The sequence below is a fragment of the Arthrobacter sp. NPDC057259 genome (assembly GCF_042668995.1).
Lineage (GTDB): Bacteria > Actinomycetota > Actinomycetes > Actinomycetales > Micrococcaceae > Arthrobacter.
The window spans coordinates 166,868-193,229 of sequence record NZ_JBHUYA010000002.1; the positions used below are offsets into that span (position 1 = coordinate 166,868).

Here is a 26,362-nt window from a genome sequence, read left to right on the forward strand (position 1 = left end):
GTTCCCCGGGGTCCCGGCGTTCACCCATGGGGCAATCCGAGGGCAGCGTCACCCGCCGCCGGGGCGGATGATCCGGCGTTGCGTCGCCGTGGCGATGGCCGCCGTCCGGCTGTCGACGCCGAGTTTGGCGTAGATATGCGCCAGGTGGGTCTTCACGGTGGCCTCGGAGATGAACAGTTCCTTGGCGATGGCGCGGTTGGCCAGGCCGGTTGCCAGCAGTTCCAGCAGTTCCAGCTCCCGGGCGGAGAGGGCCGGTTCCGGATTCCGGATCCGGCCGAGCAGCCGCGCCGCAACCTCGGGGGCCAGGGCAGTGCGGCCAGCGGCGGCGGCCAGGACGGCGTCGCGGAGCTGCTCGGGCGGGGCGTCCTTGAGCATGTAGCCGCTGGCGCCGGCTTCCACCGCGGCCAGGACGTCGGCGTCGGAGTCGAAGGTGGTGAGGATCAGGACCGGGGGCGGGGGAGTCCCGGCCGCGCCGGCGCGGATCCGGCCGGTCGCGGTAACGCCGTCCATGCCCGCGCCCATCTGCAGGTCCATGAGGACGACGTCGGCCGGTTCGCCGAGTGTGTGGAGACGGGAGAGTTCGGCGATCGCGGCGGCGCCGTCGGCGGCTTCCGCGGCGACGGTGATGCCCTCGCAGCCGGCCAGCATGGCCCGCAGACCGGCGCGGACCACGGGATGGTCATCGACCAGCAGGACGCGGATGTCGTTCACGCGGCCGCACCGCCCAGCGGCAGGCGGAGCGCCACCACGGTGCCCTCCCCGGGCGCGGACTCGACGGCGAAGGATCCGCCGAGCGCGGCCAGCCGGTCCTGCAGGGAGCGCAGGCCGAAGCCGGAGCCGTCCGTGCGGCCCGCGGTGGCCCGCGGGTCGAAGCCCTGCCCGTCGTCGAAGATGTCCATAGTGACCTCCGTGTCGAGGAATCCGAGCGTGACCACGGCGGTGCCGGCGGCGGCGTGGCGGCGGACGTTGGCCAGGCTGGCCTGGGCGGCGCGCAGCAGGGTGGCCTGGTAGGGCCGGGGCAGCTCAACGGGTGTACCGGTGAGCTCAAGCCGGCAGGCCAGGGGCATTCCCTGCGCGGCGGCCTCGGCCTCCGTACTCTCGCAGAGCCGGCGCAGACTGGTGGGCAGCGACTCGCGTTCCAGGACGGGCGGCTGCAGCCCGCGGACGAAGTTGCGGGCCTCGGCCAGGTTTCCGGCGGCCGTGGCCTGGACCGTGTGCAGCCGCGCGGCGGCGAGGTCTGTATCTCCCGCGGCCAGCGCCTGCTCCGCGGAGCGTCCCATCAGCACGATGCTGGAGAAGCCCTGGGCCAGGGTGTCATGGATTTCGCGGGCCAGCCGGGCGCGTTCGGCGAGGATGCCGGCGTCGTGTTCGCTGCGGGCCAGCTCGGCGCGGGTGCACCGGAGTTCCTCCGCCACGCGGCGCTGCTCCTTCGCCTCGGTGTAGAGCGCCCGGTAGGCAAGACCGGTGACGACGGCGAACGCGGCACCGAAGCTGGGTCCCAGCACCATCGGCAGCTGCAGCGGCGTCCCGGCGGCCCCGCCGCCGTGGAACCAGAGCGCGGCGATCACCAGGGCGGTGCTGGTGGCGATCGCGGCGGGGGCACCCGCCCGGGGCAGCACCTGCAGCTGAAGGAAGAACAACGGGAAGGCGAGCCAGACAAAGTCGGCGCTGCCGGCGATCAGCGCCAGCCAGAGCAGGCACACAAGCGCGAGCCACCAGCGGGCGTGCGGACTCGGGTCGAAACGCCCGGGCAGCGCCGCGTGCCGCTTCTCCAGGACCGTTCCGGCCAGGTAGACCCCGGCGAGGGCGACGGCCAGGACCAGCTGCAGCCAGGCCGCGCCGGTGCCCAGGCCGCCGGCCAGCAGCCGCGCAACCGCCACCAGCAGGAGCACCGCGAAGCCGACGTGCAGGCTCACGCGCAGCACACGCAGGATCACCGCCGTGCCCGCCGCCTGCCGGGTGTCCCCCGCCTCGCTTTCCATGTCCTCAGCCTAGCTTTGGCACCCTGCCCGGGAGCCCGCCCAGGGCCCGCGGGACACCGTAATCATCCTTTTGGATGATCCCGCGCCCCTCCGATCGTCCCGCCGGGATCATCCGGGCACCCGATGGCATTGCCGCCGGCCCCGGCCAGAGTGGAAGAAAGGCTTTTCAACCCGCAAAGGACACCCATGTTTCTCGCTCTCCGCGACATCCGCTTCGCCAAGGGCCGTTTCGCCCTGATGGGCGGCGTCGTCGCCCTGATCACCCTGCTGCTGGTGATGCTCTCCGGCCTCACCGCCGGCCTCGGCAACCAGTCAACCTCCGCCATCGCCGCCCTCCCGGCGGACCACATCGTGTTCGGCGCCCCCGCCGGGACCACACCCACCGCCTCCTACACGGAGTCCTCCGTCACCGCGGTCCAGCTGGCCCGCTGGAAGAACCACGACGGCGTCACCAGCGCGGAACCGCTGGGCATCAGCCAGACCCGGTTGCAGGCCGTGGCCCCGGGCGGGGAACCGGCCGGCTCGGCGAACGTCGCCGTCTTCGGCGTGACCGGGGACGGCGCGCTGGCCCCCGCGCCGGTGGCCGAGGGCACCGTGGTGGTCGGAGCTGGCCTGGCCAAGGACCTGGACCTCGCACCGGGGCGCCGGGTCAGCGTGGGCGGCAGCTCCCTGGCCGTCGCCGCGGTGGTTCCGGACCAGTGGTACTCGCACACCGCCGTCGTCTGGACCTCCCTAACGGACTGGCGCACCCTCTCACATCTCACCGACCCGGCCGCCGTGGCCACGGTCCTGGCGGTCGGCACCTCGGACAAGACGGACCTGAGCGCCGCCGACGCCGCCGCGGGAACCGTCAGCACCACCCGCAGCGGCTCCTTCCAGGCCCTCGGCTCCTACCGCAGCGAAAACGGCTCCCTGCTGCTGATGCAGTCCTTCCTCTACGGCATCAGCGCCCTGGTGGTGGCCGCCTTCCTGACCGTGTGGACCGTCCAGCGGACCCGTGACATCGCCGTCCTCAAGGCGCTCGGCGGTTCCACCCGGTACATCCTCCGGGACGCCATGGTCCAGGCCGCCGCCGTGCTGGCCGCGGGGGCCCTGGCCGGCGGCGCGGCGGGCGTTGTCGGCGGACTGCTCGCAGGTAAGGCCGCGCCGTTCCTTACCGGCCCGGCCACCACGCTTCTGCCCGTCGCCGGCGTCGTGCTCCTGGGGCTCGCCGCCTCCGTCCTCGCGGTCCGCGGCGTCACCCGGGTGGACCCGCTGCTGGCCCTCGGCGGCAACTAACGCGGCCACCGCCGGCACCCGCATCCTAAACATTCCCCGAAAGGCATATTCATGAAGTCTGTCCTCAGCCTCCGCGACGTCACCCTCGACTACCCCGACGGCGGCAGCACGCTGCGCGCCATGGACCGGGTCAGCCTGGACCTGGCCGCCGGCACGTTCCTGGCCTTGCTGGGTCCGTCCGGATCCGGGAAGTCATCGCTGCTGGCGGTGGCCGCCACCCTGATCCGCCCGAGCTCCGGCACCGTCCTGGTGGCCGGCCAGGACGCGGGGGCCCTGTCCGACGCGGGCCGCTCGGCGCTGCGGCGGGACCGGGTCGGCATCATCTTCCAGCAGCCCAACCTCTTGCCCTCCCTGACCGCCGTGGAACAACTCCTCCTGGCCGCGCACCTGCGCGGAGAACAGCCGCGGCAGGCCCGGGAGCGTGCGGGGACGCTGCTGGACCGGGTGGGCCTGGCCGCCGCCGGGGACCGCCGGCCGCACCAGCTCTCCGGCGGCCAGCGGCAGCGCGTCAACATCGCCCGGGCCCTGATGGCCGATCCCGTCCTGCTGCTGGTGGACGAGCCGACGGCGGCGCTGGACCAGCAGCGCAGCGGGGACATCGTCCGGTTGCTGCGGGAGGTCACCGATGAATTCGGCGTCGCGACGCTGATGGTCACCCACGACGCGGACCTGGTGCCGCACACCGACGCCGTCGCCACGATGGCCGACGGTCGGCTCTCGCTCGGCGCCCTGCAGGGCGCGCACTAGCCGGCGGCCGCGTCCCCCACCGGGCCCAGTGCGGGAACCGGGAGACCAAAGACGTCCCGGAGCGCGTGCCGGGCGGCGTGGAAGCCGGGCATCCCGGTCACGCCGGGCCCGGGAGGGGTGGCCGAAGAGCAGAGATAGAGCCCGCGGACGGGGGTCCGCCACGGGACGGGCCGGAACACCGGACGGGCCAGCAGACCGCGCAGGTCCATGGCCCCGGCGCTGAAGTCCCCGCCGACATAGTTCTCGTTGTAGGCGCCGAGGTCCGCCGCCGTGGTCACCCGCTGGTCCACAATCAGGTCCCGGAAGCCGGGGGCGAATCGCTCCAGCTGGGCCGTGACCGCGTCGCCCATGTCCACGGTGGAACCGGCCGGGACGTGGCAGTAGGTCCAGAGGATGTGCCGGCCGGCGGGGGCGCGGCCGGTGTCGAAGGTGGAGGGCTGGGAGACCAGGACGTAGGGCCGCTCCGGGTGCTGCCCGGCGGCCACCAGGTGCTCGGCCTCGGCGGTCTCGGCCCGGGTGCCGCCGACGTGGACCGTGCCGGCCCCGGCGAGCTCCGGGGCGCCCCAGGGGACGGGGCCCGAGAGGATGTAGTCCACCTTGCAGGCGCCGTTGCCGAACCGGTAGTCCTCCAGGGCACGGCGGTAACGGGCCGGGAGCCGGTTGCCGGCGATCCGCAGCAGCCCGGGCGGCGCCACGTCGAACAGGGTGGCCCGTGACGGCGGCAGGTCCGTCAGGGCATCGATCCGGGTCCCGGTGCGGATCCGGCCGCCGTGCGCTTCGATGTCCGCGATCATCGCCTGTGCGATGGCGGCGGAACCGCCGACCGGGATGGGCCAGCCCCCGGCATGTCCCAGGGCACCGAGGACCAGGCCGGCGCCGGCGGCCGGGAGGGTGGGCAGCGGGGCGACGGCGTGGGCGGCCACCCCGGTCAGGAGCGCGGGGGCGAGATCCTCACGGAACCGGGCGCCCCACAGCCGGGTGCCCTGTTCAAGAGTGCGCAGGCCGAAGACGGCGGCGGCGACGGGATCGCGGGGGACCCGCAGCAGCTGGTTGAGGGCAACGTCCATGACTCCCTCGAGGCGTTGCAGCAGCGGGGTCATCAGCCGCCGGTACGCAGCGCCGTCGCGGCCCAGCGCGGCTGCCGTGCGCTCCAGGGAGCGGTAGCCCAGCGCGGCCCCGCCACCGTCCAGCGGCGCGCCGTGGGAGAGTTCGGGGGTCACGACGTCGATCCGCCGGGAGAGCCCGAACTCGTGGAAGAACGGCGAGGCCAGCGCCATGGGATGGACGGCCGAGCACACGTCGTGCAGGTGGCCCGGTTCCATCAGTTCCATGGTCCGGAGGCCGCCGCCGGGGGTGGGTGCGGCCTCGTACACGTCCACGGCGAGGCCGGCGCGGGCCATCGTCACGGCCGCGGCGAGGCCGTTGGGGCCCGCTCCCACCACCGCGACGTCAGGCATCGGAGCTCACCTTCGCCGTCCGCCACGGCACGACCGAGGACGCCGGGTGCCGGAGGTCGATCCGCAGCCGGTCAGCGGCGCCGTCGAAGGGACCTCCGTGAGGATCGTCCACGCGCTGCCGGCGGATGATGTCCCTGTCCGGCTCGACGATGTCCCAGGCCACCCGCGCCATCAGGTATGCCGTGGCCAGCATGTGAGCGACGACGGCCAGGACGTAGTAGGGCATGTCGATGTTGTGCTGGGAGGGGCCGCCGCTGGTGACCTGGCCCAGGAACATCCACACGGCCGCCCAGTGCAGTCCCTCGATGGCCTGCCAGATGAGGAAGTCGCGCCACCGCGGCCGGGCCAGGGCCAGCAGCGGAATCAACCAGATGACGAACTGGGGCGAGTAGACCTTGTTGGTCAGGATGAAGGCGGCCACGATCAGGAAGACCAGCTGCGCCAGGCGGGGACGGCGCGGCGCGGCCAGTGCCAGCAGCGCGATCAGCACGCAGGCGGCAAGGAACAGGTCCATGGCCAGGGAGTTGATGACGGCCGCCTCCAGCGGCTTCCAGCCGAGCCGGCCGGCCACCAGGTTGTATGCGAACCAGGGTGAGCTGTAGCCGGCGGGCCGGGACTCGGTGAACTGGTAGAAGTACTTCCATCCGGCCGGGTCTGCCAGCAGGGCGGGAAGGTTCACGGCAAGCCACGCCGCCGCGGCCGCCCCGGCGGTGGTGAGGAACGCCCGGATCCGTCCGGTGCGCAGCGCGAGCACCAGGATGGCGCCGAGGATCAGCAGCGGGTAGAGCTTGGTGGCGGTGCCCAGCCCGATGCAGATGCCGGCCAGGACCAGGTGGTTCCGGGAGAAGAAGTACATGGCCAGGGCCAGGAAACCCACGGCCCACATGTCCCAGTTGATGAATCCGGCCAGGATGATGCCGGGGGCCAGCGCCACCATGGCGGCGTCCCAGGGCCGCCGGCCGGCCGTGCGGGCGGTGACGAGGACGACGACGATCCAAACGGCCACCACCAGGGTGGCATTGACGTCGAAGTACGCGAGGACCCGGCCGGCGCCGGTTCCCGAGCCGGGTACCAGAAGGGCGGTGGCTCCGGCGATGAAGCCCATCAGGACCGGGTATTCGAAGTAGCTTCCGGCGGTGACGAACGGGAAGGCGCCGTTGCCCAGTCCGCGGTTTCGAAAGAGTTCGGGGAAGTCGGAGTAGCAGGTGGCGTAGAACTGGCCGGGGGATTCCCAGCCGTTGTTCCGGCAGTAGCCCTTGACCAGGAGTGCCAGCACCGCGGCCAGGACCGTCAGGATTCCAAGCACCCGCGGGACGGTGAAGAGGCCGGGAGAGACGACGCCGGGCGCGGCGCGGTGCCCCATGGGTCCGCCGATCAGTTCGGTGAAGTTCCGTAGCAGCCGGTCACTGCGGGTGGGAACCACCAGTCGGCTCCTCCGGTGCTGGTCCGGCGGCATTGTCTCCTGCATGCCATGAGCTTACCGGGGGTTCGCGGCGGCCGGACGTGGCCCTGGGGACGACGGGCGGCCGGTTAAACGGGGGAGCCCACGCGTTGCCGCGTGGGCTCCTGGCGGGTAGCTCGGAATGGTCAATCTCATGGGTCCTCCTCTGATGGCTGCTGCGGTGTGCGTGACCTGGACGGTCGGGGCAGCAGCGAATCAGCGGATCAGGCCCATCTGGTGCAGGGTCAGGTAGACGTCTTCACGCCGCTGTTCCAGCAGCTGGGCGTTGAACTGCGTCCGTTCCTTACGGCCGGGCCGCGGACGGAAGACCGGCACGCGGGGGAGCTGTCGTTTCATGGGTTTCACCTCCTTCCGGAAGGTCGGGATGGAAGTCTGGGCGGGATCCGGCCGAAGCGGCAGGGCTCCGGGGTGCGGTGTGGGGCGGGTCAGGGACGGAACGACAGACACGTGTACTCCTGGGGTGAAGAGGGAAGGAATTTCCGGGATATTTGGGCATGACAAATAGGCCCCGGATAAATTACAGATAATTTCACTAAAAAGGGCAGCAAAAGGAGCCGTTTTTGTGCGTGAATTCGCCAAGCGAAGAATGCCGGCACTGAGCGTGAAAGATGCACCGCCGGGAAGCAGAGTTCCGAATTGTGGTGCCGCGCATTGTGATGGCCTGGCAGGGCGAAGGTGATGAAGAAGGAGGCTTCACCGGCAACTGTCCCGCCGAAGCCCGCGCCGTCCCTGATGCGGGAGGATTCGGGCTAGCGGCGGTTCTGCAATCCCGGCATGTGGCCGGCGATCAGCGGAATCAGCAGGTGTGCATTCCAAAATTCGGGCGCCAGGCAACAACGGAGGCCGGGTTGGCGGTGAGGGTGAACATCCATCCGCGAGTCAAAGTAATCATTTTCCCAACCTCCTTTTCTGTTGTGCCATCGCTCCGGCTGACAGGCCGGGCGGTGAGCGCCGATACCCCGGCGGGACGCCTCTGGGGTTGGAAATAAAACTACATGATGAATGCAGGGGTTGACCACTTAATCCATAAAGTTTTATGGAAAAACTTTTAAGGGACCGGGTTTAGAGGCCCCAACGCACTACTGCGGGGGTCTTCTTATCCCAGCCGAGCGTGCAGACCTTGGCTGTACCCAGGACGAAATGCCGTCCCTCGAGGGCGTCCAGTCCCAGCCACCGGGCGGTGAGGATGCGGGAGAAATGCCCGTGCGCCACGACCAGGACATTGTCGAGGCCGGACTCCAGCACCCTGGCCACGATCTTGTCCGCCCGGGCCGCGACGTCGTCGAGCGCTTCACCGTTTGGCACGCCGTGGGTCCAGATCAGGTAGTCCGGGTTGTCCTTCCGGATCAGGTCCGAGCTGATGCCCTCGTAGTCGCCGTAGTCCCACTCCACCGCCAGCGGTTCCAGCCGTGCGTCGGGGAAGCCGGCCAGTTCGGCCGTGCGGCGGGCGCGGCGTAGCGGCGAGGTGAGCACCAGGTCGAAGTCGACCCCGTCAAGGACCTTGCGGGCCTCCACGGCCTGCTGCTCGCCCTCCACCGTGAGGGGAAGGTCCGTCAGGCCCGTGTACTGGCCGCTCTTGGACCATTCGGTCTCGCCGTGGCGGAGGATCCAGAGCTGGGGGCGGGGGCCGTTGGCGGGTGCGGGCATTAGGACTCCTCAGAGGGTGCGACGGCGGCGGATTCCGGCTGCGCCGCCCACCATTCCAGCAGTTTGGCTTCGGCGGCGGCGGGCTCGAGCGGCCCGTTCTCCATCCGTTCTTCCAGCAGGTACTTGTAGGCGCGGCCGACGACGGGTCCCGGCTTGAGGCCCAGCAGGGCCATGATGGCGCCGCCGTCGAGGTCCGGGCGGACCGCCTCCAGCGATTCCCGCTCGCGCAGCTCGGCGATCCGCGTCTCAAGGTCGTCGTAGGCGAAGGCGAGGCGTTCGGCCTTGCGCTGGTTGCGGGTGGTTACGTCGGACCGGGTCAGCCGGTGCAGCCGCTCCAGGAGGGGGCCGGCGTCGGTAACGTAGCGGCGGACGGCGGAGTCGCTCCAGCCGGCGTCGCCGTATCCGTAGAACCGCATGTGCAGTTCCACCAGGCGCGCAACGGCCTTGATGGTGTCGTTGTCGAAGCGGAGCGCCTTCATCCGCTTCGCGGTCAGCTTCGACCCCACCATGTCGTGGTGCCGGAAGCTCACCGCGCCGCCCGCCTCGAAGCGCCGCGTGGCCGGCTTGCCGACGTCGTGCATCAGGGCCGCGAACCGCAGCACGAAGTCAGGGCCCGGGACGGGGCCGTCGGCGCCGGTCTCCAGGCCCGCGGCCTGCTCCAGGACCTGCAGCGAGTGCTGGTAGACGTCCTTGTGGCGGTGGTGTTCATCCGATTCGAGCCGAAGCGCGGACACCTCGGGCAGCACGTATTCGGCCAGGCCGGTGTCCACGAGGAGGTCGACGCCGGTCCTTGGCTGGGCGGCGCAGATGAGCTTGACCAGCTCGTCGCGGACACGCTCGTTGGAAATGATCTTGATCCGCTCCGCCATGGCGGTCATGGCGCGGCGGACGTCGGGGTGGACGGTCACACCCAGCTGCGCGGCGAAGCGGGCGGCCCGCATCATCCGCAGCGGGTCGTCCGAGAAGGAATCCTCGGGCGACCCGGGCGTGGACAGCGTGGAGGCGTGCAGGTCCCGGACCCCGCCGAACGGGTCCACCAGTTCCATCGAGGGCAGCCGGAGGGCCATGGCGTTGATGGTGAAGTCGCGGCGCAGCAGGTCATCGGTCAGGGAGGATCCGAACGCCACCACAGGTTTCCGTGACTCGGGGTCGTAGGCCTCGGCGCGGTAGGTGGTGATCTCGATCTGGAAACCGGCCTTGCGCATCCCGATGGTCCCGAAGGCGCGTCCGATCTCCCAGAAGTTGTCGGCCCATTTCTTGATCAGCGCGACGGTCTGGTCCGGGGTGGCGTCGGTGGTGAAGTCCAGGTCCGGCGATTCACGGCCCAGGAAGAGGTCCCGGACCGGGCCGCCGACCAGGGAGAGTTCGTGGCCGGCGTCGGCAAAACGCCGCCCCAGCTCAAGGACCACCGGGTCAACCTGGAAATCGACGGGGTGGGACTCGGTCTGGTGATGTGGGTGCGACATAGTCTCTTAAGCTTGTCAGAAATCCCCGCCAGCACCACACCGGGACGGACCGGGGACACCGGCCCGTCCGCGGCGGCCCGCGGGGGCGGGCCGAATCCGATTTTCCCGCCGTCCACTTTCCCGTCACGTTTAGGTCATCAAGTCCGGGCAAGAGTAGTTAGAGTGGACTTTATGGCCCACCCCGTACCGAGCGCTCCCGGCAGGAGGACGAACGCACCGTTGCCCTCGGCAATCGGTGGCAACGTCGCGCCGGCGCAGCAGCACGCGGGCCAGGCCTCCCTGCCTACCGTGGAGGAAGTTTCCGCGGGCGGCGTCGTGGTGGATACGTCCGACGCCGAACTGCGCGTGGCGATCATCGCCCGGCTCAACCGCGGCGGCCGCCTCGAGTGGTGCCTGCCTAAGGGCCACCCGGAAGGCAAGGAAAGCAACGAGGAAGCGGCCGTCCGCGAGATCGCGGAAGAGACCGGCATCGAGGGCAAGATCCTCGCCCCGCTGGGAAGCATCGACTACTGGTTTACCGTCAGCGGGCACCGGGTCCACAAGACGGTCCACCACTATCTGTTGCAGGCCACCGGCGGCGAACTGACCATTGAGAACGACCCCGACCAGGAAGCCGTGGACGTGGCATGGGTGCCGCTGACGGAACTGGCCCGGAAATTGTCCTTCCCCAATGAGCGCCGCATCGCCGACCTCGCCCGCGAAGTCCTTCCCGACCACCGCTAGGACCTCGTCCGTACGGGCCGCGGTTGCGCCTATTCGGCCGCCCGGGTGAGACGATGAGAAGGATGTCTGCCGCCCAGCCCCAGCCCGAGAAGTCCGCACCCTCCGAAGCCGCCGCCCCCCAGGCCGCCCGCGCCGGAGAGGCCCGGTCCAGCGCCGTCATGGCCGTCGGGACCCTGGTCTCGCGGTTCCTCGGATTCGCCAAGACCTGGATGCTGGCGCTGGCCCTGGGCCTCGGCTCGACGGTCACCGACACGTTCATCAATGCCAACAACCTTCCCAACCTGATCTTCCTGTTGGTGGCCGGCGGCGTCTTTAACGCCGTCCTGGTCCCGCAGATCATCAAGGCCAGCAAGGGCCCGGACCGCGGCGCCGACTACATCAGCCGCCTGCTCACCCTGGCCGTCGTCGTGCTGTTGTCCCTGACGCTGGTGGTGACGCTGCTGGCGCCCACCGTGATTGACCTGACCACCCAGGGGTATTCACCGCAGCAGAAGTCCCTGGCCGTGGCGTTCGCGTTTTGGTGCCTGCCGCAGATCTTCTTCTACGGCCTCTATGCCCTGCTGACCCAGGTCCTGAACGCCAACGGCGCGTTCGGGCCCGCCATGTGGGCACCGATCCTGAACAACGTCGTCGCCATCGCCGGCCTCGGCATGTTCATCTGGATCCTCGGCACCAACGAGGCCAACCCGCACACGCTGGACAACTGGGGATCCTTCCAGACGTTGCTGGTGGCCGGGTTCTCCACCATCGGCGTGGTGGCGCAGACGGCCATCCTGATGATTCCCGTGCTGCGGCTCCGGCTGGGGCTGCGTCCCCGTTTCGGCTGGCGCGGCGTGGGGCTGGGCCAGGCCGCCAAGCTCAGCGTGTGGACGCTGGCGACGGCGGCTGTGGGGCAGCTGGCCTTCCTCTACATCATGCGCATTGCGACCATCCCCGGCGCCGAACGCCTCCGGCTCCGGGCCGAAGGACAGACCGAGGCGGCCGCCACGCTTCCCGGCAACGCCGTGCTGGAGGTGGCCAGCCAGCTGTACCTGCTGCCGCACTCGATCATCGCCCTCTCGCTCGCCACGGTGCTCTTCAACCGGATGACCCGCGCCTCCCAGGACGGGGACCGGGCCGGACTCCGCCGGGCACTCAGCCACGGCCTGCGCACCATGGCGGTGGCGACAGTCTTCGGTGCACTGGCCCTCTTTGCGCTGGCCGGCCCGCTGGGCATGTTCTTCTCCGGCGGCGACCGGCAGGACGGAGTCATGCTGGCCCAGACCCTGACCATCCTGGCCCTCAGCACCCCGTTCATGAGCGCCAACTTCATGATGTCGCGGGTGTTCTACGCCAACGAGGACGCCCGCACCCCGTTCTACATCCAGCTGGTCCTGGCCCTGGTGAACGTGGTGGCGGCCTTCTTCATCCAGTTCCTGCCCTACGACCGGATCATCTTCGCCATCGCGGTTCTCTACACCGGCGGCAACATCCTTTCCGTCATCGTCAGCGCCGGCTTCCTGCGGCGGCTCCTGGGCCACTTGGACGGCCCGCGCGTCGCCAGTTCCTACATCAAGATGGGCTACGCGGCCCTCGGTTCGGCCATCGCCGGGACCGGCGCCCTCTGGCTGCTGGGCAGCTACAACCCGGACGGCTTCGCCTGGAGCGGCCGGATCGCCGCACTGGTGACCGTCGCCGTCGTCGGCCCCATCATGCTGGCCGTCTACTTCGTCCTGCTGCGGGTGCTGCGGGTGAGCGAGCTCCAGGACCTCCTGCAGCCGCTGCTGGGCAGGCTGCGCCGCCGCCCGGCCGCCGCGGGTGCGGCAGGCGCCGCAGGGACAGGGGCGGACGCCACGGGCGAGGCTGGTGCCGGCTCGGGCGAGGAAGTAGCCGGGGAGGTTCCGGCGGCACGGACCGCACCGGTCCGGACGGTCCCCCAGCGGGCCACCACCTCCCTGGACACCGGCCTCATCCCGCGGATCTCGGGAGAGTTCGATTCGGCGTCCTTCCGCGTGGGTCCCGACGTCCGCGAGGAGGACACCAGTGGCTGGGGCCCCGACGGCGGCTACCTCCCCGAGGAGGAACGGCCCGCCACGTCTCGGGGCGGGGCGGGCCAGACGGAGATTCCACTGCCGGGCCGCCGCACCTACCAGGGCGACCCCGGACGCAACCCGTACTTCCCGGACGGGCAGGGCAACAAAAAGTAAGCCGCACCCCGAACGGAGGCCGTGGTCACCGGGCGCAACACCAGCATCAGTTAGGATCGAAGACTAACAACGGGAGTTGCAGACCTGGGGTCCACCGGCTTTACCGGGGGCCGGCGTTGACCGTTAACGTCACCGGGGCCGGCAGTTCCGGACAGCCTAGGAGGAACACGTGTCCCACCCGATCGATGTCGGATCAGTACTCGGCGGCCGCTACAAGGTGACCGCCACGGTTCTGACCTCGCATGACGAGGATCTGGTGCTGGACGGCGTGGACCAGGTGCTGAACCGTCCCGTGAGCATCCTCGTTGCTGGCCCGGGAAACGCCGACCAGGTGGCCCAGAGCGCCCGCGAGGTGGCCACCGGCGAACGCCCCGGACAGGTGCAGATCCTGGACCTCGGAGTCAGTGACGACGCCACCTACCTGATCACCAACCACACGTCCGCGGCTGACCTGCTGGACCTCGTGGTCAGCTCCAACCCGCCCTACGTGGAACCGTTCTTCACCGACACGCTGGGCAGTGAGATCTTCGGCCAGGCCCGGTCGAACGAGCCCGAAACCTATGACGGCCTCTACGACGACGAGGAAGTCGACGCCGGCTACATCAACTACGGCGACCAGCAGCAGCGGCCAGCCACCCAGCCGGTGGTTCCGCCGCGGCAGGCCCCCGCCCCGCCGGCAGCAGCGCCGAAGACGGAGCACCGGGGAGCCGGAGCGGCCGCCGCCGCAGGTGTTGCCGGAGCAGCCGCAGGCGCGGCCGCCGCGAAGGCAGCGAAACCGTCGAAGTCCCCGAAGACCGCGCCGCAGGACGCCGCGCCGCAGCCGACCGTGGCCAACCCGGTCCAGCCGGCACAGTCCGCGAAGTCCGCTCCGACGTCGTCGAACCCCAAGGTTTCCCTGTGGCAGGACGACGATTACGACGACGCCGTCCCGGACCAGCGCATGATGGCACGGGAGAAGTCCTCCGGCCCAGCAGCCGGCCGCGCCGCCGCAACCCTGCCCGCCTTTGCCCGCAAACCCGCCGCGGACGGCCCGGGGGACTACGACGACGAGGACGACGAGGCACCCCGACGCGAACCCCGTTCCATGCGGTGGCTGGTCGGCGCGTTGCTGGCCGCCGTCCTGGTCATCGGCCTGATCTTTGCGGTCACCAACCTGGGCGGCCTCTTCAAGGGCGGCACACCGCAGGCAGCGAAGACGACCTCCACCTCCACGGGCACGGGCACGCCCGAGCAGTCCGGCACGCCATCGACGAGCCAGAGTGCCCCGCCTGCCGCGGTTCCGCCGGCGATCGAATCCGTGTCCCGCCAGGGCAACTTCGACTTTGCGGCCACCTACGACGGCGACCTGGTCAAGACGTACGACGGCAACGCCGCCAGCTACTGGTCCGACATGGAATTCGCCACCGACGCCTGGGGCGGCTTCGCTCCGGACGGCGTCCCGCTGGTGGTCAAGCTCAAGGGCCCGGCCAAGGTCTCCTCCGTCACGCTCAGCCAGCTCGGTGCCTCCGGCGGCAACATCAGCGTCTACACCGCCGACCAGCCCTCGCTCGACGGCGCCAAGCTGGTGGGGAGCAACAGCTTCACCTCGCCGGAGTTGACGCTGCCGTTGCAGGAACCGGTGACCGCGCAGTACGTCATCATCCAGATCAAGAACCTGCCGAAGCTGGCCGCCCCGAAGACCCGCTACGGCTTCGGCCTGCGGCTCGCGGAGATCAAGGTCCAGTAGCCGTTCCGGGCCGTCCCGGCGGCCCCACACCGGTACCCTAGAAGGACGGGGCTAGGCCCCGTCCAAAGGCGTACGCGGAATATTCACCCGGTGCGCTTAGTTGTGCCATGTGGCCGGCCAACCTGGCGGGTGCATCGACAAAGGAAGAGGTTCACCGTTCAGTGAGCAACGCAGAAAACACCGCGTCCGAAGTACGTGATGTCATCATCGTCGGCTCGGGGCCGGCCGGCTACACCGCCGCGGTGTACACGGCACGCGCCAACCTGAAGCCGCTGCTCCTGGCGGGCTCCGTCACCGCCGGTGGCGAACTGATGAATACCACCGACGTCGAGAACTACCCAGGGTTCCCCGAGGGGATCATGGGTCCTGACCTGATGGAGAACTTCGAGAAGCAGGCTGCCCGGTTCGGCACGGAGATCCAGTTCGAGGACGTCACAGAGCTGGACCTCGACGGCGACATCAAGACCGTCACCATTGCGACGGGGGAGACCTTCCGCGCACGGTCCATCATCCTGTCCACCGGGTCCGCCTACCGCGAACTGGGCCTGGCCAACGAAAAGCGCCTCTCCGGCCACGGCGTCAGCTGGTGTGCAACCTGCGACGGTTTCTTCTTCAAGGATCAGGACATCGCCGTGATCGGCGGTGGCGACTCCGCCATGGAAGAGGCACTCTTCCTCACCAAGTTTGCCCGCTCCGTCACCGTGGTTCACCGCCGCGATACGCTGCGCGCGTCCAAGATCATGGCCGACCGCGCCCTGGCCCACGAGAAGATCAACTTCGTCTGGAACACCGGCGTCGAGGATGTCCTCGGTGGCGACAAGGTCACCGGACTCCGGGTGAAGAACCTGCTGGACGGCACCGAGTCCGAGCTGGCCGTGACCGGCGTCTTCGTCGCGATCGGCAACGATCCCCGCACTGACCTGGTCAAGGGCAAGCTGGATCTCACCCCGGAGGGCACCATCGCCGTCGAGGGCCGGTCTTCGAAGACCAGCGTCAAGGGTGTCTTCGCCGCCGGCGACGTCATCGACCCGACCTACCGCCAGGCCATCACCGCCTCCGGTTCCGGCTGTGTCGCCGCCGTCGACGTCGAGCACTACCTCGCAGACCTTCCGGTCGCCTAGAACAGCACGCTACCCCTCCACGAAAAGGACAAGGTTATGAGCAACGCAAAAGACGTAACAGACGCAAGCTTCAGCACCGACGTGCTCGCTTCCGACAAGCCGGTCATCGTCGACTTCTGGGCCGAATGGTGCGGCCCATGCCGCAAGCTGGGCCCCATCCTGGACGAGATCTCGGTCGAGTACAGCGAAAAGGTCGACGTGGTCAAGGTCAACGTCGATGACAACCCGGCCATCGCGGCTGAATACGGCATCACCTCGATTCCGGCCGTCTACCTCTTCCAGGGTGGCGAAGTGAAGGGCAGCGTCATCGGCGCCCGCCCCAAGCAGTACTTCGAGAAGGAATTTGCGGACGTCCTGTCCTAGTTCCTCCTGACCGGCACCGGCCGGTCTCAGCACGACGACGGCGGCTCTCCCCACTAGGGGAGGGCCGCCCTTTCGTTTCTGTTCCGATGAGAGAGATATCGCGGTTCGCGCGACTGTTTTCTCCTGGCTGCTTGGTTTCACTCAGCAGAGTGAGCGTTCTACCGGTTGGATATCAACCGAATACGAAGGTATATGCAGAGTAAATTTCCTTAGAGCCCCAGAAACCCAATGTCACGGGGGCTGCGTACTAGAGTCACCAGGAGTACCTCGACAAGCAGGTCAATTTTTTCGGTGAATCAAGGAATTGATCCATTTGGTTGTCCAACACCTTGGCGCTATTACCCGTCCTGCGGAGTGCCGACACCGTCGTGTTTCACGTGAAACATGCAGTAGCAGCACTGGGCTCCGGCGGACGAAAACCGACTCACCGCAACTGAACTCATATTGCCGCAACCTTCCGGAGCATCACTTGTCCGGAACTGGAGTGACAATTCACTGTTTCACGTGAAACATGACCAGGGCTTGTGCGTACATTTCGAGTCACCCTGAACTAGCTGGTGGCACTCCTGGCGGCATTCCTTGAGTCTCGCATACCAGGGAGTGAGTTCGCCGCAGATTGGACCCATCTCAGCCACGTTTGGGCTGAGGTCGCCTGGATCGAAGCCGCTGGACTGCCTTCTGACATCTTAATCCGGTTCGTCCATCTGCTCCAGTCCTCTAGAGAAGTGATCAGCCCCGCAGAAGAACTGAATCTTTGATTCAGGAACCCCGATCACTGCCATGCCAACCACATTCTAAGCTCCGAAATAATTATCATCTAACAAATACGGTTTAGATTCTTATCGGAGAGCAATCTACCCTTAGTCATCTCTACTCACTTCTTTCATCAGGGCATAACTGCCGCCCCACTAGTCACGCACGGCCAGGGTGTACGCGGCGGCTGCTGGCGCGCGAGACGAGTCAATTCATCTGTTTGGGCCTGTTTCACGTGAAACGTCCAATGCCAGTAGTGGGAAGCCCTGTGGAGGTAGGCCTCCGGAGGCAGGACATCAAAGCAACCCCACCGCGGTCGCAGGTACCGGGGATCAGGTTCCGGAGTGAAAATGACCATCCAGACCATGCCCGATCCTTGTTTCACGTGAAACCCTCACAACCCTTCCCAGTCACCACCTCCACCCATCCCAGTGCCCAGAGGGGGGTGGGCGGCGAGAGGGGCAGAGCGAGTCTCCCAGCAGACGACGAGGGTGATACGAGGGCAGTGCTCCCAGTGGCGAATCCAACGGTCGGCCCGAAACCGGAGGATCAGGGAGGCCATTGTAAGTGTGGGAGTACGCTACCCAGGCTGAAGCGCTAATCCTCAGCCTTGCTTCGGGTGATCCACCTATCCAGGCCCGATACTGCTCAGGGACCTTCAAAGGCGCGAGTTGTGGGCCGCTTCGACCTACGACGGTCCACCTCATGACACCGGGCAGTCAGCTGGAAATGATCAGGTATTCAAGCCGACGGCGGTAACCGTCAGTTACGGGATGATCAGGTGAAGTTGAGAAGCTTCGGCGGGGTTGGGTTAGAGGGACGCGTACGCCCACGCACTTAGCGAATGGCCCCAGGTGGGGGATCGGTAGCCATGAGCATTCACGGCCGTGCTCCACTTTCCCGCCCTGCTGCGGTGTAAAGGTGTTGGAGGGACCCCAACATCTTGGTATCGACAACTAGCCTGTAGAGCCCCCAGGTCGATGGCGGCTATGAATTCCTTGCGCAACCGACTTCCGACAGGGACCCACCTGACCATAGGGACCTACGAGAAAAATCCTGCTACGCGCTCGATTCAGGGAATGAACGGAACCACAGTGCTCTCTGGGGAGGACAGCAGGATGGGTCCGTTCAAGCCGAGCCGAGGTTGGTCGCTTGTCATCCAACCTGGGTGCCCCTCACCCTTATAGGTCGGCTGCGCCAGTTGGGCACGTAGTGTTCTGCTAGCGGCATCAGTGTGGGCCTGGCGCCCGCGCGAGGCACTCGTCCCCAGGGCCAGATCATCCTGAGCAACACACGACAAGCCCCCATGAGAGCGGCCGACTGCCATTCCGGGGGAGCCCGTCCTGGTCGTGGCTAACCCGAAGCGCCATGTACCTCAGCAGGACTGGCGCATCCCAACGGAACTTGCCTGAGGCGACGCATCGGACTGAGGACGCCGTCCATTCGTCTGGCCCTTACCGAACCATCTCTTGCTGGTCACTCTGCGTCGCAGAGGGGCCAGTTCGGGCAATTGATCTCAGGCGCCATCGACATTGCCGGTAGCAACTAGATTGCCGTCGCTCACTCGACTGTATTGACCATTCCCTCCATAGACACAGGGGGCGTGCAGGAGCATCTGCGCCGGCAGCCCTATGCTCGAATCCCTCAGCCCAGAGGCCCCGAAACCCTACGGCGAAGTCTTGGGGCCGCCCCGCTGTAACGGTGACAGCCGTGGATATCAGCGCCAACGGGCGCCAGCATTCAATCACCATGTCCATTCTCGGGCGTCTCCAAGCGTGGATATCCAGTGTGGCTATCCACAGCGATATCCACAGTCCTCCGAGAGATTGCACACAGTCTTATCCACAGCCTTGCGATGCCTCATCAACAGTTCCCCTTGAGGGCGGGTCGGCCCGGACCAATCTCGCAGATGAGGAGAGGGCCGTCTCGTGGAGAAACGGAGTTGTTTGTTTTGTTAGATGGCCGAGCCGTCGGCGGAAAGTTAACCCATTTGTGGCGAGATTTCGGCCAGTTCTGGGGGTATTCGGCCGCACTCTGCCCGGCGGCAGTGTTTCACGTGAAACAAGCGCTGTCGCGGCTACTCCCACCGCTTACTTCACCCCAAGCAATATTCTCGGGTACTCACATCTGAGACCCATTTGACCACGATGTCCGCCGATCTTTCCACAAAGTTATCCACAGCAATATCCACCGGCAAATTGGCTCTCAGAACCTGTGGTGATGGCTGCGAAGTTCGCCCTCGGCCGGTACCGATTCAACCCACTCAGGAAAACGCGAAACCGTCGCTACCGAGTTCTGGAAATCACTGGCGACTCATCGATGACATCCACCCTCCGACGGCACGCCGTTAGTCGTCGTTACCTGCTCACCGTCTTGCCGGTATTGATATTGGCCATGCCTTACAAACCTGACGAGCAACTCCCATCCAGATATCGTCGGCCCCGGTTACGAGTTCAGCCGCCGCGGGCAGGGGAGCCGGCTTCCGGGGTGTGGAGTCCGCCGTGTGGCTCGGCCGTCCACGTGCTTGGGTCGAAGATCCGCACTCGGTTCTCCCCGGGCCGGCGTCCCGGGGCCGGTGTCCGTGGTCCGGTGTCCGTGGTCCGGCGTCCGGCGTCCGGGGGCAAGTGTCCGGGGGCCGGCATCCGGCGTCCGGGGGCCAGCGTCCGTGGTCCGGCATCCGACTCTGGGTTTCGGTTTCGGAGCTCTGAGGTCCGAGGTCCCAAGTCGGAAGTCGTGGGGGAGACTCTCCATTGCGCGGCCCTGAATAGACCTTGCCTATTAGGAGCCGACATCCGTCAACTAGCCTTGGGACTCCAGCAAGCATGTTGTCCCAGGCTGCCTGCTCTATGCGCCTCTTCGAACATCACCAGTCAGGACTGGGCAGCTGACCCCGATACCTGGCGCTTGCCGCAGATCAGTACCGCACATGAGAACAAAAGGCCACGACCTAGCCACGGGCAGTCTGTACAAGCCACTGATGCACCCGCCGAGCACGATGATCCCATCGAGAGCACTTTGGCGAGAACAAGCAGGGGGAGTGCGGCGCGGAACGAGAGTCGGCTAGTCGGAAGATGCTCTGCGGGATCCGCTCTCGGTCGCTGAGGCAATCTTCAGTAGCCGGAGCCCACTGATGCCGCAGTACATTAATCAGACTCGAGGTGGCACCCATAGGTTCAGGAGCGCACAACACTCAGGGTTGGGCGTCAGAGCGTCGACGAGCCCAGGAGCTCGCACACCTCCTTGAGCGCCCTGCAGACCCAAGTCTGAAGCCAGGTCGCCCTAGTACTAAAGGTAGCGCCGTGGCTATCCCGGGAGACCGTCAGTAGGCGGCCCAGCCTCCCCGCCCGGACAGCACCTCAGCCTCCCGTCGGGACGGATGCCTAGGACCTGGATTCTAGGACAGTAGCATCGAGCCGACGCAAACCGTTTCACGTGAAACATGTACACAGATCCATGATTGATTTGTAGGCTCCAGGCCTTTCATCCACGGTCTTCGCGCTTGTAGTCGAGACCTATCCTTCGCGGAACTGCGACGTTGTTTGCGGAACGAAGAGAGGTGGATCCACCTGTCCAAGGAGGCCACAGCACATCGCGCCTGCAGACCTTTCGGAACTCTGAGGGAGGACCTACATCGCAATATGTACGCCGACGTCTCGGAACCTGGCCCATTAAGCATCAATCCACTCATCAGGCTCATGGGCGGGGACCTTGTTTCACGTGAAACAGCATCGAAAACAGCAGCCCCAAATGGAGGCAAGCCGAAGGCTGCCTTGGTTGATCCCTCAGTATCTCTTGATCGCCACTAAGGCCCCCTAACATCAGAACGCCTAGGCGCCCCAAACAGGGGATGAGCACCCGAGCAACAACAGCAAATCTGCCGCAGACTACCGAGCGCGAATAGCGACCAATCACCCGGAAGCGCCTCAAGAAAACCAGACGCACACCTCACCTCAGAACAAGTTCAAAGCTAAGTGGCATGAGATGAGTACTGCCGAGGCCGCCCAACGAGCTTTTGGCCTGGCCAAACCGACGAATAGCGGGGTGCGGGGGCCAACGGTGGACTGTAATCGCCTCGACCCCGCCCGGAGAACCACAGTCGGGAGGGGAACCCAATGCTCCTCGGGCAGGCTCAGGAGGCGGGGTACGGCGCTGCAGAAGCAGGAAGGCATCCACCGCCCACGTTCAGCTCGAAGAGGGCTAGAAAGCGACATCGGGGGGATATAAGCAGCCCTCTCCATAGTCATCATCATCCGGTGAACCCGCAACCCGGTCTGACGTCAGGACATGGACGCCCGGGCCCGGCACGCAGCCGACGGGGCGCACCCAGACTCCAAGGCCCCTCGGGCGTGCGCCAAGCACCACACCGCGCCGCCGCACGCCCACAAGAAAGCCTCGGTTTGGGTGGCCTCATCGACCCAACCCGGAAGGAAAACCAGGATCACCCAAGCTACTGCGTGCGCGTAGGCCGGTACGTAGGATTTCTTGAACCGGCTATGCCAACCGACATGCCGTTGCTGCCACCAGGCTCGTACTTTCACTACCGGTGACACTGGTGGGTACGAACGAGGGATTCGCACCCAGTGTGGACGTCATGACCACCCATAGCCACGAACAATCAGACCAACCAGCCGGCGATGGACGCACAAAAGAGGGCCCGTTTCACACGAAACGGACCCTCTCAAAGATGAATGAAAGCTCTAGGTCGGATTACCCGGTGTCAGAACATCCATGATGCGGTTCAGGTCTTCCACGCTGGCGAACTCGATACTGACGCGTCCCTTGCGCGCACCGAGGGAGATCTTCACGTTGGTGTCCAGACGGTCCGAGAGCGACGATGCCAGGTAGTCCAAGCGCTCGTGCCGTGCACCGGGGCGGGGGATGTTGTTCTTGGCCGGGGCAGCGGGGCTCTGGTAGAGAGTGACGGCCTCCTCAGTGGCCCGGACAGACATGCCCTCGGCAACAATCTTCTGGGCCAGCCGTTCCATCGCGGCGGCGTCCGGAAGTGCCAGCAGGGCGCGGGCATGCCCGGCCGACAGCACACCGGCTCCAACACGGCGCTGCACCAACGGCGGGAGCTTCAGCAGACGCAGGGTGTTGGACACCTGCGGACGGGACCGGCCGATGCGGTCCGCCAACTGCTCGTGAGTGGTACCGAAGTCTTCCAGCAGCTGCTGGTATGCAGCGGCCTCTTCCAGCGGGTTGAGCTGGCTGCGGTGAAGGTTTTCAAGCAGTGCGTCCCGAAGGAGGTCATCATCGGTGGTGTCACGGACGATGGCGGGGATGGTTTCGAGGCCGGCGGCCTGTACTGCCCTCCACCGGCGTTCACCCATGACCAGCTCGTAGGGTTCTCCACCTTCTTCGGTTGAAGTTCGGACCACAATTGGCTGGAGGACGCCGATTTCACGAACGGAGTGAACGAGCTCCGCCATGTCGTCCTCATCAAAGACAGATCGCGGCTGTTTGCGGTTGGGGTGGATATCGCCGACCGGGATTTCAGCGAAGCGGACGCCAGGGACCGCAACCAGATCCACGCCGTTATCGGCAGACGGAAGATCGAGCTCAGTCTCTTCAAGCGCAGGAGCCTCGGCTACCACCTTGGAGGCCGCTGCACGATTCGGCGAGGATGTGCCCGGACCAGCCGGGGCGGCAGACTTACCCTTCGCCGCGGCGGCAGGCTTCCGGGTGGCTGCCTTAGTGGTCGTGTCCGACGCAGCCGAGCGGGACGTCGTCGTCTCCTCCGGCCCAGCAGATGTGGATGCAGCAGACTCGGGGGCAGCAGCATCAGGGGTTGCCTCTACCGGGGCTTCCTCGACAGCCGGCGCCTCGCCGGAGCGCTTGCTGGCCGGCGGGAAAAACAGATCCACGGGCCGGGACGGGGCCGCACCGTTTCCGGAGGCGTTAGCCGAGGCGGAACTTGGAATCAGTGCGCCAAGTCCGCGGCCCAGGCCGCGTCGCTTATCGCTCATGGATAAATCCCTCCATTGGAAGAGCGCGGCATGCTCCGGCTCTGGCTAGTGCAATTGTTGAGAAGATTCTAACGTTCGGCGATTTCAGCGGCGGCTTCCAAGTAGGACAGCGCGCCGCTGGACGACGGGTCATAGGTCATGACCGTCTGCTGGTAACTGGGTGCCTCCGAAATGCGCACGGAGCGGGGAACCACGGCACTCAGGACCTGCTCGGGGAAGTGCTCACGAACCTCGGCGGCCACCTGGGCGGCGAGGTTGGTACGGCCGTCATACATGGTCAGCAGAATGGTCGAGACCACCAGGTCGGCATTGAGGTGCTTCTGGATCATCTCAATGTTCTTCAGCAGCTGGCTCAGTCCTTCCAATGCGTAGTACTCGCACTGGATGGGAATGAGGACTTCACTGGCGGCGCAGAAAGCATTGACCGTCAGGAGACCAAGGCTCGGTGGGCAGTCAATGAAGATGTAGTCCAGCCGCTCCTCGCCGTTCTTGGCGCGTTCCTTGGCGTATACATCGATCGCCCGGCGGAGCCGCTGCTCCCGTGCCACCAGGCTGACGAGCTCGATCTCGGCTCCGGCCAGGTGGATGGTGGCCGGTGCACAGATCAGCTTGGCGATGTCCGGACACGGTGCAACAACGTCCTGCAACGGAACATCGTTGATAAGCACGTCGTAGATGCTGTCGACATCGGCATGGTGTTCGATGCCAAGGGCGGTGGAGGCGTTGCCCTGCGGGTCGATGTCGATGACCAGCACGTTGAGCCCGGCCGCGGCCAGCGCTGCGGCGATGTTCACCGTGGTGGTGGTCTTGCCGACGCCGCCCTTCTGGTTGGACACGGTGAAGATGCGGGTCTTCTCCGGCTTTGGCAGCTGCCGGCCCAGGAGGCGCTCCCGGCGTTTGTTTTCGTGGGCGAGTTCCCGTGCAATCGGGCTGGAGTCATCAATCGAATCCAGTACATTGCCGGTAGACATCGTCGAGGTTTCACGTGAAACCGACGACGAAGATGCACTGCTTGCAACCGAAGAAGGTTTGCTTATGGCGGAGGAATGAGAGGCAGCAGGCGCCATGAACGATCGTGCAGACCCCAGGGACACAAACGGCGGAATCCGTTGCGCGGAGGCTTCGCTACTGCTCACTTGACACTCTCACTCTCGCTCGGCGTTGACTGCCGGTAACTAGCCTAACCTCTTACCCCTCAACACAGCGGGCGCCGGGCGGACGCTACGCCTTCTTTAGGGGCTTATTCACTACGATGCGGACCACGGTGGTGGGCTCCTCAAGGAGATCCTCCCCGACAACCACGACGGACGTGTCCACGCCCCCCAGTTTGCGGATGGTCTTTGCGGCTTTTTCGATCTCTTCACCGGCGCTGCGGCCCTTGATGGCCACGACTTCACCCTTGCCCTGGAGCAGCGGGATAGTAAGCCCGGCCAAGTTGGTCAGGGCAGATACCGCGCGCGCGGTGACCACGTCGGCGTCGACCTGTCCCACGGCCAGCTCGGCGCGGGTGCGCATCACCGTGACGTTGTCCAGACCGAGGTCATCGACCACTTCCTGCAACCAGATCACGCGCCGCTCCAGCGGCTCGATGAGTGTCAGTTCAAGGTCCGGACGGGCGATGGCCAGGCATAGCCCCGGGAGCCCGGCTCCGCTGCCGACGTCGGCCACGTGTTTGCCGGGCGCAATCTCACGTTCGATCACGGCACAGTTCAGCACGTGCCGGCTCCACAGTCGGGGCACCTCACGTGGGCCGATCAGGCCGCGTTCGGTACCGGACGTGGCGAGGTGCTCCACATAGCGCCGGGCCAGGTCCAGCCGGTCACCAAAAATCGCTTCGGCGGCCATGAGTTCGGCCGCGGTAATCTCCACCATCATGCTGCTCTGCGGAGTCACTCTGCGGAGACAACGATGTGCCGCTGGGCACCCTCGCCCTCGGACTCGCTGACGAAGCCTAGGTCCGCGACGGCGTCATGCACGATTTTGCGCTCGTAAGCGCTCATCGGCTTCAGCGCCACCGGACCACCGCTCTCCTTGACGGAAGCGATGGCATCCTCGGCAATCTGCTGCAGGTCGCCGGCACGGTCCGTGCGGTACCCGTTGATGTCCAGGACCAGCCGGGAGCGGTTCTCCGTGGCGGCGAGGACGGCCAGACGGGTCAGTTCCTGCAGGGCCTCCAGCACCTCACCGTCGCGTCCCACGAGGTTCTCCAGGCCGGAGTTGTCCTCCTCGGCCACGATCGAGATGTAGGTCCGGCCGTTACGCACCTCGATGTCGATATCGCCGTCGATATCCGCGATGTCCAGGAGTTCCTCGAGGTAGTCGGCGGCGACGTCGCCTTCCTCCTCCAAGCGGCTGGCGGTGTTGCTCTTGCCCGCGGGCTGGCCGGCTTCGGTATCCGTGGCCTCCGGGGGTTCAGCGTCGTTGCTGGGCGCGGCCTCGTCGCGGACGTCTTCCTGGGACAGCGGCTCGGCGGCAATGGCGTGGTCGGTGCTCTCGGCAGGCATTACTTCCTCTTCCTGTTCTTGCGCTGGGGCTGGACGCGCTGGCTCTTGGCGACGGCGGCGCTGGCAGCGGCTTCCGCTTCTGCCTCGGCGTCGGCCTTCTTCGCACCCAGCAGGGGCAGGTTGGGCAGGCCCTTGGCGGCACGGCGCTCGGCCAGGGCCTTGGCGGCGGGGGAACCGGGGGTGGGCATGCGACGGATCACGAAGAACTGCTGGCCCATGGTCCACAGGTTGGTGGTGGTCCAGTAGATGAGGACACCGATGGGGAAGTTGATGCCGCCGACGCCGAAGACCAGCGGCAGGATGTAGAGCATCATCTTCTGCTGACGCATGAAGGGGCTGGCCATGGCGTCTTCAGACATGTTCTTGGCCATGATCTGCTTCTGCGTGATGAACTGCGAGGCGGTCATCGCCAGGATCATGACGATCGAGAGGATCCAGACTGCCACGTCGTTGCCGCCTGCTCCGCCGTGCAACAGCGAGGCGGACAGCGGAGCACCGAAGATGCTGGATTCGTCGAACTGCCGGACCTGGTCGATGTTCATCGCACCGATGCCCGTGCCTCCGGCCTTGGCGGAGCTGATGCCGGAGAGCACCTGAAAGAGGGCGAAGAAGAACGGCATCTGGATCAGCATGGGGAGGCACGCGGAGAACGGGTTGGTTCCGTGCTTCTTGTACATCGCCATCTGTTCCTGCGCCATGGCCTGGCGGGAAAGCTGGTCGGTCTTGCCCTTGTACTTGTCCTGGAGCTTCTTCAGGTCCGGCTGCAGGAGCTGCATGCCGCGCTGGGCCTTGATCTGCTTGACGAAGACGGGGATCAGCGCGGCGCGGATGACCAGCACCAGGCCGATAATGGACAGGGTCCAGGTCCAGCCGTTGGCTGCAGGCAGGCCAATGAAGCTCAGTCCGTCGTGGAAGCCGATCATGATGGCCGATACCAGCCACTTGAACGGGGCCAGAATTGCTCCAAAGATGTCCATACGT

Annotated in this window: 20 protein-coding genes; 8 read left to right on the plus strand and 12 right to left on the minus strand. The window is 66.5% G+C overall.

Going from position 1 to position 26,362, the window contains the following annotated elements; translation table 11 throughout:
* Positions 1-48 precede the first annotated feature (48 nt).
* Both ACFUCU_RS04630 and ACFUCU_RS04635 read right to left on the minus strand, forming a co-directional pair.
* On the minus strand, positions 49-711 hold the full coding sequence (locus tag ACFUCU_RS04630) for a response regulator (protein WP_377970991.1): 663 nt from the start codon (positions 709-711) through the stop codon (positions 49-51).
* Positions 708-1,982: a sensor histidine kinase gene (locus tag ACFUCU_RS04635; RefSeq protein ID WP_377970993.1), complete on the minus strand. Its 1,275-nt coding sequence runs from the start codon at positions 1,980-1,982 to the stop codon at positions 708-710. Before ACFUCU_RS04635 ends, ACFUCU_RS04630 begins: the two co-directional genes overlap by 4 nt.
* Before the next feature lie 186 nt (positions 1,983-2,168).
* Between ACFUCU_RS04635 and ACFUCU_RS04640 the strand changes: the two genes are divergently transcribed.
* On the plus strand, positions 2,169-3,260 hold the full coding sequence (locus ACFUCU_RS04640; RefSeq protein WP_377970995.1) for an ABC transporter permease: 1,092 nt from the start codon (positions 2,169-2,171) through the stop codon (positions 3,258-3,260).
* A 51-nt stretch (positions 3,261-3,311) separates the two neighbouring features.
* Positions 3,312-4,007 (plus strand): ABC transporter ATP-binding protein, encoded by a 696-nt coding sequence (locus ACFUCU_RS04645; protein WP_377970996.1) that lies wholly within the window; start codon positions 3,312-3,314, stop codon positions 4,005-4,007.
* Here the strand turns inward: ACFUCU_RS04645 and ACFUCU_RS04650 are convergent.
* From ACFUCU_RS04650 to ACFUCU_RS04660, 3 genes are all read right to left on the minus strand, one after another.
* Positions 4,004-5,464 carry a phytoene desaturase family protein gene (locus ACFUCU_RS04650; RefSeq protein ID WP_377970998.1) on the minus strand — a complete coding sequence of 487 codons (1,461 nt, stop codon included), beginning with the start codon at positions 5,462-5,464 and terminating at the stop codon, positions 4,004-4,006. The two genes, ACFUCU_RS04645 and ACFUCU_RS04650, sit on opposite strands and share 4 nt — an antisense overlap.
* Positions 5,457-6,932: a glycosyltransferase family 87 protein gene (locus ACFUCU_RS04655; RefSeq protein WP_377971000.1), complete on the minus strand. Its 1,476-nt coding sequence runs from the start codon at positions 6,930-6,932 to the stop codon at positions 5,457-5,459. Before ACFUCU_RS04655 ends, ACFUCU_RS04650 begins: the two co-directional genes overlap by 8 nt.
* Positions 6,933-7,121: 189 nt before the next feature.
* Positions 7,122-7,262, minus strand: coding sequence for a hypothetical protein (locus ACFUCU_RS04660; RefSeq protein WP_290257125.1), 141 nt, complete (start codon positions 7,260-7,262; stop codon positions 7,122-7,124).
* Between the two features lie 272 nt (positions 7,263-7,534).
* On the opposite strand from ACFUCU_RS04660, the gene ACFUCU_RS04665 reads away from it, so the two are divergent.
* The gene (locus tag ACFUCU_RS04665) at positions 7,535-7,915 is read left to right on the plus strand and encodes a hypothetical protein (RefSeq protein WP_377971002.1); all 381 of its coding nucleotides are present in this window, start codon (positions 7,535-7,537) and stop codon (positions 7,913-7,915) included.
* 73 nt (positions 7,916-7,988) lie between these two features.
* On the opposite strand, the gene ACFUCU_RS04670 is transcribed toward ACFUCU_RS04665, so the two are convergent.
* A complete protein-coding gene (locus ACFUCU_RS04670) occupies positions 7,989-8,573 on the minus strand; it encodes a histidine phosphatase family protein (protein ID WP_377971004.1) in 585 nt (194 codons plus the stop codon).
* A complete protein-coding gene (locus ACFUCU_RS04675; protein WP_377971006.1) occupies positions 8,573-10,039 on the minus strand; it encodes a CCA tRNA nucleotidyltransferase in 1,467 nt (488 codons plus the stop codon). The genes ACFUCU_RS04670 and ACFUCU_RS04675 overlap by 1 nt, the downstream gene beginning before the upstream one ends.
* Before the next feature lie 219 nt (positions 10,040-10,258).
* Between ACFUCU_RS04675 and ACFUCU_RS04680 the strand changes: the two genes are divergently transcribed.
* The 5 genes from ACFUCU_RS04680 to trxA all read left to right on the plus strand — a co-directional run bounded on the left by ACFUCU_RS04680 (position 10,259) and on the right by trxA (position 16,158).
* A complete protein-coding gene (locus ACFUCU_RS04680; RefSeq protein WP_377971008.1) occupies positions 10,259-10,762 on the plus strand; it encodes an NUDIX hydrolase in 504 nt (167 codons plus the stop codon).
* A 62-nt stretch (positions 10,763-10,824) separates the two neighbouring features.
* Positions 10,825-12,948 (plus strand): murein biosynthesis integral membrane protein MurJ, encoded by a 2,124-nt coding sequence (murJ, locus tag ACFUCU_RS04685; protein WP_377971010.1) that lies wholly within the window; start codon positions 10,825-10,827, stop codon positions 12,946-12,948.
* Positions 12,949-13,117: 169 nt separating this feature from the next.
* Positions 13,118-14,674, plus strand: a complete 1,557-nt coding sequence (locus tag ACFUCU_RS04690) for an ABC transporter substrate-binding protein (RefSeq protein ID WP_377971012.1) — start codon at positions 13,118-13,120, stop codon at positions 14,672-14,674.
* A 161-nt stretch (positions 14,675-14,835) separates the two neighbouring features.
* Positions 14,836-15,795: a thioredoxin-disulfide reductase gene (trxB, locus tag ACFUCU_RS04695; RefSeq protein ID WP_290257118.1), complete on the plus strand. Its 960-nt coding sequence runs from the start codon at positions 14,836-14,838 to the stop codon at positions 15,793-15,795.
* 36 nt (positions 15,796-15,831) lie between these two features.
* Positions 15,832-16,158 (plus strand): thioredoxin, encoded by a 327-nt coding sequence (gene trxA, locus ACFUCU_RS04700; protein ID WP_290257117.1) that lies wholly within the window; start codon positions 15,832-15,834, stop codon positions 16,156-16,158.
* A gap of 5,450 nt (positions 16,159-21,608) precedes the next feature.
* Here the strand turns inward: trxA and ACFUCU_RS04705 are convergent.
* From ACFUCU_RS04705 to yidC, 5 genes are all read right to left on the minus strand, one after another.
* Positions 21,609-22,877, minus strand: a complete 1,269-nt coding sequence (locus tag ACFUCU_RS04705) for a ParB/RepB/Spo0J family partition protein (RefSeq protein WP_377971014.1) — start codon at positions 22,875-22,877, stop codon at positions 21,609-21,611.
* Positions 22,878-22,945: 68 nt separating this feature from the next.
* Positions 22,946-24,013, minus strand: coding sequence for a ParA family protein (locus ACFUCU_RS04710; protein WP_377971015.1), 1,068 nt, complete (start codon positions 24,011-24,013; stop codon positions 22,946-22,948).
* Positions 24,014-24,098: 85 nt separating this feature from the next.
* On the minus strand, positions 24,099-24,749 hold the full coding sequence (gene rsmG, locus ACFUCU_RS04715; protein ID WP_377971337.1) for a 16S rRNA (guanine(527)-N(7))-methyltransferase RsmG: 651 nt from the start codon (positions 24,747-24,749) through the stop codon (positions 24,099-24,101).
* Positions 24,750-24,766: 17 nt separating this feature from the next.
* Entirely contained in the window at positions 24,767-25,381 is a 615-nt protein-coding gene (locus tag ACFUCU_RS04720) for a protein jag (protein WP_377971017.1), read from the minus strand.
* Positions 25,381-26,358: a membrane protein insertase YidC gene (gene yidC, locus ACFUCU_RS04725; RefSeq protein ID WP_377971019.1), complete on the minus strand. Its 978-nt coding sequence runs from the start codon at positions 26,356-26,358 to the stop codon at positions 25,381-25,383. The genes ACFUCU_RS04720 and yidC overlap by 1 nt, the downstream gene beginning before the upstream one ends.
* Positions 26,359-26,362: the final 4 nt, after the last annotated feature.

Coding starts and splice junctions, on each gene's coding strand:
- ACFUCU_RS04650 (WP_377970998.1), bottom strand. CDS start 5,464: ATGCCTGACGTCGCGGTGGTGGGAGCGGGCCCCAACGGCCTCGCCGCG.
- ACFUCU_RS04645 (WP_377970996.1), top strand. CDS start 3,312: ATGAAGTCTGTCCTCAGCCTCCGCGACGTCACCCTCGACTACCCCGAC.
- ACFUCU_RS04705 (WP_377971014.1), bottom strand. CDS start 22,877: ATGAGCGATAAGCGACGCGGCCTGGGCCGCGGACTTGGCGCACTGATT.
- ACFUCU_RS04635 (WP_377970993.1), bottom strand. CDS start 1,982: ATGGAAAGCGAGGCGGGGGACACCCGGCAGGCGGCGGGCACGGCGGTG.
- ACFUCU_RS04675 (WP_377971006.1), bottom strand. CDS start 10,039: ATGTCGCACCCACATCACCAGACCGAGTCCCACCCCGTCGATTTCCAG.
- ACFUCU_RS04665 (WP_377971002.1), top strand. CDS start 7,535: ATGCACCGCCGGGAAGCAGAGTTCCGAATTGTGGTGCCGCGCATTGTG.
- yidC (WP_377971019.1), bottom strand. CDS start 26,358: ATGGACATCTTTGGAGCAATTCTGGCCCCGTTCAAGTGGCTGGTATCG.
- trxA (WP_290257117.1), top strand. CDS start 15,832: ATGAGCAACGCAAAAGACGTAACAGACGCAAGCTTCAGCACCGACGTG.
- ACFUCU_RS04640 (WP_377970995.1), top strand. CDS start 2,169: ATGTTTCTCGCTCTCCGCGACATCCGCTTCGCCAAGGGCCGTTTCGCC.
- ACFUCU_RS04670 (WP_377971004.1), bottom strand. CDS start 8,573: ATGCCCGCACCCGCCAACGGCCCCCGCCCCCAGCTCTGGATCCTCCGC.
- ACFUCU_RS04720 (WP_377971017.1), bottom strand. CDS start 25,381: ATGCCTGCCGAGAGCACCGACCACGCCATTGCCGCCGAGCCGCTGTCC.
- ACFUCU_RS04655 (WP_377971000.1), bottom strand. CDS start 6,932: ATGCAGGAGACAATGCCGCCGGACCAGCACCGGAGGAGCCGACTGGTG.
- murJ (WP_377971010.1), top strand. CDS start 10,825: ATGTCTGCCGCCCAGCCCCAGCCCGAGAAGTCCGCACCCTCCGAAGCC.
- ACFUCU_RS04660 (WP_290257125.1), bottom strand. CDS start 7,262: ATGAAACGACAGCTCCCCCGCGTGCCGGTCTTCCGTCCGCGGCCCGGC.
- rsmG (WP_377971337.1), bottom strand. CDS start 24,749: ATGGTGGAGATTACCGCGGCCGAACTCATGGCCGCCGAAGCGATTTTT.